This is a genomic window from Streptomyces sp. NPDC048504 (genome assembly GCF_043200035.1).
Classification (GTDB): Bacteria; Actinomycetota; Actinomycetes; order Streptomycetales; family Streptomycetaceae; genus Streptomyces.
This window is the reverse complement of record NZ_JBICXA010000025.1, coordinates 83,585-95,218: the sequence shown is the minus strand read 5'-3', so window position 1 is coordinate 95,218 and position 11,634 is coordinate 83,585. Positions and strand designations below refer to the sequence as shown.

The following is an 11,634-nucleotide window of genomic DNA, read 5'->3' as shown; positions in this document are numbered from 1 at the left end:
CGAAGTCCGACCAGGGCTCGGTGAAGACGGACGGGGGCTCGGCGCAGTCCGGCATCGGCTCGACCACGTCCGAGACCGGCTCGACGAAGTCCGACGGGCGCTCGACCAAGTCCGACATCGACTCGACGAAGTCCGACCAGGGCTCGGTGAAGACGGACGGGGGCTCGGCGCAGTCCGGCATCGGCTCGACCACGTCCGAGACCGGCTCGACGAAGTCCGACCAGAGCTCGGTGAAGACCGACGAGGCCCCGACGAAGACGGACGGGGACTCGACCAAGTCCGACATCGACTCGACGAACTCCGACGGGGGCCCGACCAACTCCGAGACCGGCTCGACGAACTCCGACCGGGCCCCGGCGAAGTCCGACGGGGGCCCGACCAACTCCGAGACCGGCTCGACGAACTCCGACCGGGCCCCGGCGAAGACCGACGGGGGCTCGGCGAAGTCCGAGACCGGATCGCCCACGCCTGACACCGGCTCGCCCAAGCCCGTCGCCGGCCCGACGAAGATCGACGACGACCCCAAGACCCCCATCTCCGACGCCGACACCCACGACTCCGACTCCGGCGTCGAACCGCCCGTACCCGCCGAAGGGGCTGAGAAGTGACTCTCGCCGCCGCAACCGAATTCGCCTCCGTGACCAACCTGGCCGCCGCGACCAACGAGCACCTGGCCAACCTCAGCAACACGCTGATCTACTCCTCGATGGCCGTCTACACCCTGGCCTTCTTCGCGTACATCGCCGAATGGACCTTCGGCAGCCGCAGCAAGATCGGCCGTACGGCCGCCGCGCTGACCGGTGCCACCGCGAAGAAGGCGGACGCGCCCGCCGTCGCCGTCAAGAACGCCGGCGGCACCACCGTGCTGGAGCGGCCGAAGGTCGTCGTACGGGCCGCGTCCGGCTCGCGTGACGTGCCGGACGGTCCCGGCGCGCACGGCGGGGACGAACAGGGCGACCTCTACGGCCGTATCGCCGTGTCCCTCACCGTTCTCGCGTTCCTCGTGGAGCTCAGCGGCGTCCTCGCCCGCGCGGCCTCCGTGGAGCGGGCGCCCTGGGGCAACATGTACGAGTTCAACATCACCTTCTCCACGGTCGCCGTCGGCGTGTACCTCACGCTGCTGCTGCTCAAGAAGAACGTGCGCTGGCTCGGCCTGTTCCTGGTCACGACGGTCCTCCTCGATCTCGGTATCGCCGTCACTGTCTTGTACACCGCCAGTGATCAATTGGTTCCCGCGCTCCACTCGTACTGGCTGTACATCCACGTCTCGACGGCGATCATCTGCGGCGCGGTCTTCTACGTGGGCGCCGTGGGCACGCTGCTCTACCTCTTCAAGGACTCGTACGAGAACAAGCTCGCGGGCGGCGGCAAGCCCGGCGCCTTCGCCACCTCCGTGATGGAGCGGCTGCCCGCCTCGGCGAACCTCGACAAGTTCTCCTACCGCGTCAACGCGGCCGTCTTCCCGCTGTGGACGTTCACGATCATCGCGGGCTCGATCTGGGCCGAGTCGGCCTGGGGCCGCTACTGGGGCTGGGACCCGAAGGAGACCTGGGCGTTCATCACCTGGGTCGCCTATGCCTGCTACCTGCACGCCCGCGCCACCGCCGGCTGGAAGGGCCGCAAGGCCGCCTACCTGGCCCTGATCGCCTTCGGCTGCTGGATCTTCAACTACTACGGCGTCAACATCTTCGTCGGCGGCAAGCACTCCTACGCCGGCGTGTAAGCCGCAACCCGAAGCCGTAACTCCCTTTCGGCAGAGGCCGGTTCCGTGTGACATGGGTCACCGGAACCGGCCTTCGTCGTCCGGACAGGTAGAGGGGTGTGGATACGAATCTGCAGCTGAGGAAACGCATCCGCGCGGGGGACCACGACGCCTTCGGCGAGATCTTCGACGCGTACGCACGCTCCGTCTACAACCACGCCTTCCGGCTCACGGGGGACTGGGCGCAGGCCGAGGACATCGTGTCGCTGACCTTCCTGGACGCCTGGCGCCTGCGCGGCAAGCTCGACGCGGAGGGCGGTTCGCTACGGCCCTGGCTGCTCGGCATCGCCACCAACGTCACGCGCAACACGCGCCGCGCCGCCCGAAGACACGCGGCGGCCGTCTCCCGGCTGCCCCGTGACGAGGTCGAGGGCGACTTCGCCGACGAGGTCGCCGCCCGCCTCGACGACGCCGCCGAACTCGCCCTCGTACGCACCGCGTTGGCCACCCTGCGCCGCGCCGAGCGCGAGGTGCTCTCCCTCTGCGTGTGGTCCGGGCTCGACTACCGGGCCGCGGCCGAGGCGCTCGGGGTGCCGGTGGGGACCGTACGGTCACGGCTCTCGCGGGCGCGCGCAAAGCTCGCGAAACATCTCAAAAGTACGGAACTCCCCCCGGGGGACGGACAGATGAAAGGTGACCGCGGCAGTGCGGTCGGGCCCCTGAGGGAGGAAAAGCGATGAACCAGCTCCCGGAACTTCCCGAGAGAGACCTTCCGCCGGGCCGTCACCGACTCCTCAAGGAGCATCTGATGACCGAGATCCGGCACGAAGCCGTAGGTGTCCAGGAGGGCGCGCCCGCTCCCCGGCGGAGCAAGTGGCTGCGGCCCGCGCTCGCCGCGACCGCCGTCGCCACCGCCGCGGCCGTCACCTTCGTGGTGCTGCCTTCGTCCGGCTCCTCGCCGGCGCCCGCGAAGCCGCCCCAGAAGTCCACGGTCGCTCTCCTGGAGGACATCGCGCTGGCGGCCGAGCACGAGAAGTCCTACGGCACGGTCCGCGACGACCAGTTCGTGTACGTGGACAGCAAGGTGTCGTACACGAACTCCGGGGAGGGGATGAAGACCCGGATCGATCCGCTGCACCGGCAGGAGGTGTGGATGTCGGTGGACGGCCTGCACGTCGGGCTGGTGCGGCAGGCGGGCATGGGGGCGCACTCCGTCCCGGTCGACGTGAAGCCGGGCAAAGCCGGCTGGGACGTCTCGTCCTTCTACAACCACGTGAAGACGCTGCCCACCGACGCCGACGCGATGTACCACTACCTGGCCACGACCGCCCCGAAGTACGGCGGTGATGACAAGAACCAGGCCATGTTCGTGCTGGTCGGCGATCTCCTCCGCGATTCCGTCGTGCCGCCGAAACAGAGCGCGGCACTTTTCCGGGCGGTGGCCAGGATTCCCGGAGTGACGACGGTCGAGGGAGTGAAGGACGCCACCGGGCGTCCCGGTGTCGCCATCGCCCGGACCGACCCCTACAACCCGCTCCGGGACGAGTGGATCTTCGACGCGAAGACCTACGAGTTCCTGGGTGAGCGCGAGGTGGCCACCAAGGACAACGCCGGCGTGAAGAAGGGCACGGTCACGGCGAACACCGCCGTCCTGCGCCGGGCGATCGTCGACAAGGCGGGCGAACGGCCGTAGGGGACAAGGGTGTTCAGGCCGGAGGCAGGCAGTCCTTCGCGGGGGGCCTGTCCTCCGGCCAGGCGATCTTCACGAAGCGGGAGCCGCCCTGCGGGGTGAGTTCCACTATCGGTACGGCCTTGTCGTACGGGTTGCCGTGGACGTCCAGGCAGATCCAGCCGCTCGCCCCGTTCACCCGCAACGAGCCCTTCACCTGGGGCCATTGGAGGCCGACGTCGGACAGTGGCGGGATCTTCTGCTGGTCGGGGGTGGCCTCGCGGATGCCGTGGACGGCGAGGCGCATCGCGTCGTAGGCGATGATCGCCTGGCCGTCGTCGAGGGAGACCGGGCCGATCGGGCCGACGGGGGAGGTCTTGGCGGTGGCGAGGAGTTTGTCGAGGTCCTGGGTGTCCTGGGCCGAACCGCCGGTCGCCGGGGGCTTGTTGGTCCAGGCGTCCGGGTGGGCGAGGGCGGTGTAGCGGACGGCGACGCCGTGCTGGAGGGCGCTGCGGTCGAGCTTCTTGTCGCCGGTGAGGTACGAGCCCTCGTCGCCGGTGAGCACGGTGAACGTCCGGGACTGGCAGCCGCGGCGGCCCAACGCGTTGATGAACTGGCGGAGTTGGGTGTGCCGTCCGGCGAAGAACACGGTGTCCAGCGTGGCGTCCGTGTCGCAGACGAGGTCGGAGATCTGCCGGAAGGTGTTGGGCGTACTGCCTTCCTGGCTGCGGTCGGCGGGCGGGGTGAACGGCCAGGAGCCGTACGGCGAGCCCTTGAGCAGGGTGGCGAAGGCCTGTTGGAGCGTCTTGGTGTACGGGTCGCCGGGCTTGTCGTAAACGAGCAGGGCGCGGTCCGCCGTCACCTTGGCGTAAGCGGCGAGGGCGCGCGCCTCGTCCGTGTTGGTGGGGGAGACGCGGGCGAGTCTGGGGTAAGGGTCCTTGCCCTGTTGGCCGTTGGCGAGGTCGTCGGCGGTGATGGAGGTGCCGATGACCGGGACGCCGAGCCGGGTCAGTTCCGCGACGGCCTTCTTGTTGTTGTCGGTGCTGGTCCCTATGCCGGTGACCGCGCGCAGCCGGTCGGACGACGTCGTCATCGTCACTATCCGGTCGACGGCCCGCTCCCAATAGGCGCCGGTGGCACCGGGGTTGGCGAGCACCAGCCGGATGTACGGGGTCTCGCCGTTGTCGTCGTGGTTGGCCCGGTACTGGGCGAGATAGGCGCCCTGCAACTCGTGCCGTACGTCGTTCATGGTGTCGGCGTCGGTCGCGGTGAACGGTTCGAAGAGCGCGACGGTGACGTACGTGCCGGCCTTCAGGGAGCGGTTCTCGCGGTCCATCGCCCTGATGGTGTCGGCGAATTGACGCTGCCCGAAGTCGAAGGCGGAGGTCGACACCCCCACGCACTCGCCGCTGTCCTCGGGCCGGGCCACCCCGGCCGCGCAGGAACGGTCGTCGTGCAGGAGGGTGCGGGTCAGCTGGACCAGTCCGAAGACCAGCGCGGCGGCGACCACGAGGGCCGTGTAGCGGTAGATCGGGATCGTCCGGATCCGCTGGACCAGTTCGCGCGTCCACGCTCTCATCGCCCGCCCCCGTCTCGGTCGTCGCCGACCGGCACCCTCAACGGGCGCCCGGCCAGGGCCTGTTCGGGCCACTGCTGGGCGGCCCGCCACAGCGGTTCACTGCCCGCGGGCCAGATGTTCGACAGCTGCTCCAGATCGAAGTGCATCCGCCCCGCGACCTCCTCGTCCGGCAGCACCAGCGGATCCGTCACCTGCCACACCGCGTGCAGCAGCCGCCGTACCGTCAGATGCAGGGCCGGGTCCACACCGGGCGGGGGATCCTCCTCGGCGTCCGTGCGGGCGAGCGCGACGGCCTTGCGGTGGTCGCCGGGGGCGCCGATGTCCCGGCCGTGCGGATCGTGCGCGTGGTAGTAGGGCGCGGCGGTGACGAACAGCAGCGTCTCCAGCCAGGCGTACGGCGTGATGGTGCGGAAGGTGGTGCGCAGATACGTGACCGCGTCCGCCGTGTCGCCCAGGGCGAGTTCGTGGTGCAGGCGGTAGCGGGCGCGGGCCGGGGTGTCCGGGTTGCCGGGCAGGCCGTCGTAGTGCGAGAGCAGTGAGCGGTGCACGGCACGCCAGCGGCCGTGGTCGGCGTCGTCGAGGTGCAGGCGGAGCAGGAGCAGGGTGCGCAGGAAGGGGTCGCCGACGAAGTAGCCCTCGGCCGGGGGGAGTCCCTCGGCGGTGAGCTGGGTGCGCAGCCGGTTCACCCCGGCCGCCCCGAAACTGTCCCCGAGCCGGGCCTCGGCCAGTGCCCGCGCCGAGTCCCCGTCGTGCGCGGTGGCGAGCACGGCCAGCTCCTCCGCGAGCCCCGGCGGCACCAGCCGGTCGAGCAACTCCCGGTACACGGGCCGCCGATCGGCCTCCGTGTCCCCGTCCGGCTTCAGCCCGGCGGTCAGCAACTCGCCCGGACTGACGGCCCCCGCGGGCCGGTTCTGCCGTACGGCCTGCCCGAGCACCGCGGCCCCCAGCGGACTGCCGGCCGTCAACCGGTGGATGGCGTAAGGCAGTTGGGGCGGGACCTCGACACGCGTAGAGCCGTCCGCTGCGCAGACGTCGGCGATGACGCGCCGCGCCTCCTCGGGAGTCAGCGTCGGCAAGGTCACCAACAGGGCCCGGGACGAGGGCGATGCGCCGGGCACCCAGCCGCTCGCACGCGCCACCTCCGGCAGCGGATGCCGTGCGGCGTCCGGGAGTTCGGGGTGACGACGGCCGCGCAGACCGGCGAAGAACACCACCTGGTCACTGGTGCCGTCGGCACGCTCTGTCAGTACGGCCTTCATCAGTCCGGGACCGGGCCCCGACTGCACGTTGTCGACGAGGACGACGGGCCGCCCGACCCGGCGCATCCGTTCCCACCGGCGCCGGTAGGTGTCGCTCAGGTCGGCCAACAGGGCGCGCAGCAGCCAGCGTTCGGCGTCCGCGCGGGAGGTGCCGTCGGCGCGGAAGTCGCGGGCGATCTCGATCAGCCCGCGCTTGGCGTCGCCGCTCGCGCCGGGATAGGCGCGGTACCAGTCCGCGCCCGCCTTCAGCAGCCCGTTCGGCGTCCACACCAGGTCGAAGAGGGTGTCCAGGGTCGCCTCGATGACGGCCTGCCCCACCGGCCCCGTCCCCGACAGATTGGCGATCAGCCGGGAGGCGACCTTGCCGGCCCAGCCCTGCGCGATCACCGCCCAGCGCCGTGCCGGATCGCTCAGCAGCAGGATGCGCCGGGCCTCCTCGCGGGCGCTGTCCTCGTCCCGGGTGCCCCAGCCGGTCGCGCAGACGGCGAGCAGTCCGGCCTCCAGGCGCGGGAAGTCGATGCTCCCGGCGCCGTGCACCACTGGCTCCCTGAGCTGCTCCGCGACGGTCGCCAGCGCCTGCCACACCGGCGACCAGGTTGCGGCGGGCCGCCCGTCCGGCAACCGGGTCAGCCGGTCGGCCTCGCAGTCGATCAGCGCGACCGGTGTGTGCCCGCGGTCCGCGGTCCGCAGCTCGGCCAGCGCCATGCTCTTGCCGAGCCCGCGCGCGCCCGCGAGCACCACGAAGGGCGGTTCCGGGTGTTCGTACGGCGAGGTGAGTAGCTCGTACGGCCGCAGGCCGATCAGGCGCGAGGCGAGACCGGGCGGCTGTGCCTCGAACAGCGCCCCGCGTCCATGCAGCCCTCTTCCCACCGCATCTCCCCCTGAGCGGTCGCCCGGCACCGACAACTGTCTATCAACACCAGGGTAAATAGGGGGAGTTGGTTCGGACTAGGTCGTGTGGTGTCCGTTGAGTTACGAAATTGCCGGAACGGTGGATGTTTGAGTGCCGCGCTCAGTCGACGGTGATCGAGTCCAGCTTCTCCCGCAGATAGACATGCGAGTCGACGGCCTCGTACGCCACCCGCCCGACCGGCGTGGGCACGGACTCCACGAGCGTGCCCGGGGTGCACTCGCCGAAGTACACGAGCGACATCAGCTCCTCGGCGGGCGCGTCGGCGGGCGGCGGCAGCACGCGATGCCGCCCGGACCGCCACCGGTCCCCGGTCCAACGGGCCATCAGATCACCGATGTTGATGGTGAACGCCGCCGGATCGAACGGCGCGTCCTCCCAGCCCCCCTCATCGGTGAAGACCTGCAGTCCCCCCTTCCCGGCCTGCCGGTCGAGGATCGTCACGGTCCCGAAGTCGGTGTGCGGCCCGATCCGGAACTGCCCCGGCTCCGGCTCCCCGACGACCTCGACACCCGGGTACCAGTTGATGTTGAACCCGTACGTCGGATGGTCCATGTGCTGGGAGAAGAAGTCGGGTTCGAGCCCGAGCGCGACCCCCAGCAGCGACAGCAACTGCTTCTCCAGCTCGCCCATCCGGTCGAGGTACTCCTCGCAGAGCGCCTGCAACTCGGGGATCTCCGTCGGCCACACGTTGGGCGCGTACCACTCGGCGTTGATCACCGGGTCCTCGAAGGGCTTGTGGGTGGCGAAGGTCAGCGACTCCTTCAGATCGGGCGGGGTCTCGGTCCCCTCCGAGTACCCGTTGGCCTCGGCACCGGGCCCGAGCCAGCCGCGCCCGCCGACCTTGGCGGAGTAGGCCTCTTTCACCTCGACAGGGAGGGCGAAGAAGGCGCGGGAGGCCTCCCGGATCCGGGACCGGAGACTCGGGTCGACCCCGTGCCCGGTGACGAGCAGGAACCCGGCCGTCTGGAGAGCGTCGTCGACGGTACGGGCGATGTCCTTGCGCGTCTGCTCGTCCCCGTCGATCCAGGGCCCGAGATCGATGGTCGGAATGCGGGGTTTGATCTGGGGCTGGGGCTCAGTCACCGATGTCCTCGTTCCACAGTGCCGGGTTGTTCTTGATGAAGTCGCGCATCAGCGAGGTGCACTCGGGGTCGTCGAGGAGGACGATCTCCACACCGTGCTCGGCGAGCCAGTCGTGCCCGCCGTGGAAGGTCGCCGCCTCGCCGACGACGACCCGCGAGATCCCGAACTGCCGCACCAGCCCGGAGCAGTACCAGCAGGGGGAGAGGGTCGTCACCATCGTCGTGCCTGTGTACGACCGCTGCCGTCCCGCCGCCTTGAACGCGGCCGTCTCCGCGTGCATCGAGGGGTCGTCGTCCTGGACGCGCCGGTTGTGGCCGCGGCCCAGCAGCGTGCCGTCGGCGCCGTAGAGCGCGGCGCCGATCGGGATGCCGCCCTCGGCGAGCCCGGCGCGGGCCTCCTCGACGGCGGTGGCGAGCCACGTCCGTGCCTGTGCCTGATCGATGCGATTCATGGCTCCCACTCTCCAGTGGCCGAAACACGAGGGCAACGTGCGGAAAGTACTCTCCCCGCAACCCTTAGCCGGACGAACTGTCAGCGCCCCTGGAGGTGCCCGTGCCCGCGCTCACCCTCCGTGAGGTCCTGGCCCTCGACCCGGTCCGCGCGACCGAGCCCGAGCTGCTGGCCGGCGAGGCCGCGCTCGACCGCCCCGTGCGCTGGGTCCACTCCAGCGAGGTCTACGAGGGCGCGAACTTCCTCGACGGCGGCGAACTCCTCCTCACCAACGGCTTCGGCCTCACCGACACGGACGCCGAGGTCCGCCGCCGCTACGTCCGCGAGCTCGCGGCCCGCGGTGCGTCCGGCCTGGCGGTGGAGATCGGCCGCTCGCTCCCGACGATGCCGGAGGAGGTCACGGACGAGGCCCGCCGCCTGGGCCTTCCCCTGCTCGCCCTCCACCGGGTCGTCCCCTTCGTACGGATCACCGAGGCGGCCAACCGGGCGATCGTGGCCCGGGGCCTCTCCGGCCGTTCCGTCGTACGCCCGTGGGGCGACGACCACACGGCCGCCCTCCTGGCCGACCTGGCGGACCGCGCCGCGCTGAACCAGCCCGAGGTCGAGGCCCGGTCCGCCCTCGCCGGCTTCCACCCCGGCCCGGGCGCCCGCCTGATCGGGGTCTCCGTGCACGGCGCGCGCGAGGTGACGGCGGTGGACCGGGCGGTACGGCTGCTGGGCGGGGCGAGCGTGCTGCGGGCGGCGTTCCCGGGCGACGTCCTGGCCCTGCTCGCGCTTCCGGGGTCTGTCTCGGGCGACCCCATCCGGACTGTCCAGGAGGCATTCCGTACGGCCGCCGACCCCGGGCTGACCGTCGCGGTCGGGCACGCGGTCGAGGCCGGGAGCGGGTGGCTGCGCTGGAGCGACACATTGCGGGCGGCCCGTACGACCCTGGAGCTGGCGCTGACGGTCCCGGCGGCCGAACCCGCCGCCCCCGAGGGCCCGTTGGTGACCTCGGCGCGAGCCCTGGCCCTGGAACGTGAGCTGACACGCGGCGGTGTCGACGCGAACCGCGACCGCTTGGCGCGGCTGGTGCAGCACGCCCTGGGCCCCCTCCTGTCCTGGGAGGCGGCCCACCCGAGCGACCTGGTGCGAACGCTCGAAGTGCATCTACGGCACGGCTGCTCGCCGACGCGGACGGCGGCCCTGCTGCACATCGGCCGCCAGTCCCTCTACCAGCGCCTGGAACGCATCGAGTCCCTCCTCGGCCTGGAGATAGACGACCCGGACCTGCTGGGCGAGCTGCTGGCGGCGGTGTGCGCGCATCGGGTGGTGCGGGGGATGGGGGCGGCTCAGGTAAGGGGTCTGCGGACGGTCGCCTAGAGGTTGCCCTGGCGCAGGGTGACTTCACTGGGACCGTTGAAGGGGGCGTAGCAGGTCACGGTGGGCGGGGTGCGCAGGGTGTCGTCCTCGGTGAACAGTTTCCGTACGGCGTCGAAGGCGACCTCGCCGCTGACGACCGGGGCGACACGGTCGTAGAACTCGCGCGAGGACTCCGGCAACGGCTCCCCGGGCTTGCCCTCGTCCTCGCTCCAGACGTCCCAGAGCAGGGTCTCGACCTTGTTCAGGGCGGCGAGGTCGAGGCGGATGTTGCCCGCGACGAACCGCTCGCCCCAGAACGGGCCCTCCTCCGGCCGGTGCAGTCCGAAGGCCGCCGGGTCGGCGCCGCCCGTACGGATGGCCTGCCAGGCCTCGCCCGCGACGAGGAAACGGTCGCGGGGTACGTCCATCGGGTCGAAGTCGGCGTTCCAGTGGGCGGTGACGACGGGATCGGTGAGCTGGGAGTCGGCGAGGAGCCAGCCGCGGTCGTCGGCCCAGTACTCGGTGACGACGTGGTCGCCGTGGAAGAGCTGGGAGGCGTCGGTGCCGGGCGAGTTGAAGTAGTCGGCGAAGCCGGAGCGGATGCGGGCCGGGATGCCGAGGTGGCGCAGGAACGAGCAGTGCAGCAGCGAGAAGTCCCGGCACACTCCGACGAACCGGTCGCCGGGTTCGCGCGGCTGGGTGAGCGGGGCGGGGTTGCGTTCGGTGATGATCCGCAGGATGTCGTCGATGTAGCGGGTCTCGGCGTCGTTGTGGAGGCGGTCGGTGGGGTGGGTGTGGTCGTAGAAGCCGGCCTCCAGGCGGTGGATGAGCAAGTCCCGGGTGATGCGGGCGAGTTGGGCCGGATCGCGGGGGAGACCGGCGTAGAGGTGGGCGAGGGCGCCGGGGTCGGAGTACGTGCTCTGGGCGGAGTGGAAGGCGAGCTCTGTGGTGAGGGGCATGGCACCTGACCGTGTCAAAATTCGCCCCGGATTGTCCAGAGTCACACCATCAACTCCTTCGCTGGCTACGTCACTTCGGGTCTGCGGCGACCGATCGCCAGATGCGGTCCGGGAGGATGCGGGCGGCTTCGTCGAGGTCGAGTTCGACGTCGTCGACCTGGGAGAGCCAGCGGCGGACCACGCCGATCAGCGGGCCCAGGACGAGGGACTCGATCAGGGGCAGCGGCAGCGGGGCCAACTCGCCGGAATCCACGTGGGATTGGAACCAGAGGGAGAACACCGAGAGCCTGGCCTCCTGGGAGTCGCGGAGTTCTCTGGCCTGGGTCATGTTCCGCTGGTCGGTTCTGGCGGAGTGCAACAGCAGGGCGGCGTCGGGGTGTTCGCGGACGAAGGCGAGATGTGTCCGTACGATCGCGCGGATGCCGGTGCGGGCGGTGCGGGTCGACTGGATCGCCGTGGCCAACTCGCCCAGCAGCCGGGTCAGCCAGCGCTGCGCGAGCGCGTCGTACAGGCCGTCCAGGCTGCCGAAGTGGTGGTACAGGCTGCCGAGGCTGACACCGCTGGCCTTCGTCACGGCGCTCACGGTGAGGCCCTGCTCGCCCTGCTCCGCGAACAGGCGCAGCGCGGCGTCGAGGAGCAGGTCTGCGGTGACCTCGCCGCGTTGTTGCTTGGGGCTCAT

At 70.8% G+C, this 11,634-nt stretch carries 11 protein-coding genes; 5 read left to right on the top strand and 6 right to left on the bottom strand.

What is annotated here, in order from left to right; genetic code table 11:
• The 4 genes from ACGFY9_RS44750 to ACGFY9_RS44735 form a co-directional block, all read left to right on the top strand.
• Positions 1 to 608, top strand: a 608-nt coding sequence (locus tag ACGFY9_RS44750) for a hypothetical protein (RefSeq protein WP_393764258.1), incomplete at its 5' end; no start/stop codon positions are given.
• Positions 605 to 1,723, top strand: coding sequence for a c-type cytochrome biogenesis protein CcsB (ccsB, locus tag ACGFY9_RS44745; RefSeq protein ID WP_393764256.1), 1,119 nt, complete (start codon positions 605 to 607; stop codon positions 1,721 to 1,723). The genes ACGFY9_RS44750 and ccsB, both read left to right, overlap by 4 nt.
• A gap of 98 nt (positions 1,724 to 1,821) precedes the next feature.
• Positions 1,822 to 2,442: an RNA polymerase sigma factor gene (locus tag ACGFY9_RS44740; RefSeq protein ID WP_393764254.1), complete on the top strand. Its 621-nt coding sequence runs from the start codon at positions 1,822 to 1,824 to the stop codon at positions 2,440 to 2,442.
• On the top strand, positions 2,439 to 3,395 hold the full coding sequence (locus ACGFY9_RS44735; protein ID WP_393764252.1) for a CU044_5270 family protein: 957 nt from the start codon (positions 2,439 to 2,441) through the stop codon (positions 3,393 to 3,395). Before ACGFY9_RS44740 ends, ACGFY9_RS44735 begins: the two co-directional genes overlap by 4 nt.
• A 13-nt stretch (positions 3,396 to 3,408) precedes the next feature.
• On the opposite strand, the gene ACGFY9_RS44730 is transcribed toward ACGFY9_RS44735, so the two are convergent.
• The 4 genes from ACGFY9_RS44730 to ACGFY9_RS44715 all read right to left on the bottom strand — a co-directional run bounded on the left by ACGFY9_RS44730 (position 3,409) and on the right by ACGFY9_RS44715 (position 8,656).
• Positions 3,409 to 4,950 (bottom strand): ABC transporter substrate-binding protein, encoded by a 1,542-nt coding sequence (locus tag ACGFY9_RS44730; protein ID WP_393764250.1) that lies wholly within the window; start codon positions 4,948 to 4,950, stop codon positions 3,409 to 3,411.
• On the bottom strand, positions 4,947 to 7,079 hold the full coding sequence (locus tag ACGFY9_RS44725) for a hypothetical protein (RefSeq protein ID WP_393764248.1): 2,133 nt from the start codon (positions 7,077 to 7,079) through the stop codon (positions 4,947 to 4,949). Before ACGFY9_RS44725 ends, ACGFY9_RS44730 begins: the two co-directional genes overlap by 4 nt.
• Positions 7,080 to 7,221: 142 nt before the next feature.
• A complete protein-coding gene (locus ACGFY9_RS44720; RefSeq protein ID WP_393764246.1) occupies positions 7,222 to 8,205 on the bottom strand; it encodes an isopenicillin N synthase family dioxygenase in 984 nt (327 codons plus the stop codon).
• On the bottom strand, positions 8,198 to 8,656 hold the full coding sequence (locus ACGFY9_RS44715) for a nucleoside deaminase (protein ID WP_393764244.1): 459 nt from the start codon (positions 8,654 to 8,656) through the stop codon (positions 8,198 to 8,200). Before ACGFY9_RS44715 ends, ACGFY9_RS44720 begins: the two co-directional genes overlap by 8 nt.
• A gap of 101 nt (positions 8,657 to 8,757) precedes the next feature.
• Here ACGFY9_RS44715 and ACGFY9_RS44710 point away from each other — a divergent pair, with 101 nt between their 5' ends.
• Positions 8,758 to 10,017: a PucR family transcriptional regulator gene (locus ACGFY9_RS44710; RefSeq protein ID WP_393764242.1), complete on the top strand. Its 1,260-nt coding sequence runs from the start codon at positions 8,758 to 8,760 to the stop codon at positions 10,015 to 10,017.
• Here ACGFY9_RS44710 and ACGFY9_RS44705 read toward each other — a convergent pair.
• Positions 10,014 to 10,955, bottom strand: coding sequence for a transglutaminase-like domain-containing protein (locus ACGFY9_RS44705; protein WP_393764240.1), 942 nt, complete (start codon positions 10,953 to 10,955; stop codon positions 10,014 to 10,016). The two genes, ACGFY9_RS44710 and ACGFY9_RS44705, sit on opposite strands and share 4 nt — an antisense overlap.
• A gap of 70 nt (positions 10,956 to 11,025) precedes the next feature.
• Positions 11,026 to 11,634, bottom strand: a complete 609-nt coding sequence (locus tag ACGFY9_RS44700; RefSeq protein ID WP_393764238.1) for a TetR/AcrR family transcriptional regulator — start codon at positions 11,632 to 11,634, stop codon at positions 11,026 to 11,028.

Bases quoted from the DNA above. Each gene is read 5' to 3' on its own strand.
- ACGFY9_RS44735 (WP_393764252.1), top strand. From the start codon at position 2,439: ATGAACCAGCTCCCGGAACTTCCCGAGAGAGACCTTCCGCCGGGCCGT.
- ACGFY9_RS44730 (WP_393764250.1), bottom strand. From the start codon at position 4,950: ATGAGAGCGTGGACGCGCGAACTGGTCCAGCGGATCCGGACGATCCCG.
- ACGFY9_RS44715 (WP_393764244.1), bottom strand. From the start codon at position 8,656: ATGAATCGCATCGATCAGGCACAGGCACGGACGTGGCTCGCCACCGCC.
- ACGFY9_RS44705 (WP_393764240.1), bottom strand. From the start codon at position 10,955: ATGCCCCTCACCACAGAGCTCGCCTTCCACTCCGCCCAGAGCACGTAC.
- ACGFY9_RS44700 (WP_393764238.1), bottom strand. From the start codon at position 11,634: ATGAGCCCCAAGCAACAACGCGGCGAGGTCACCGCAGACCTGCTCCTC.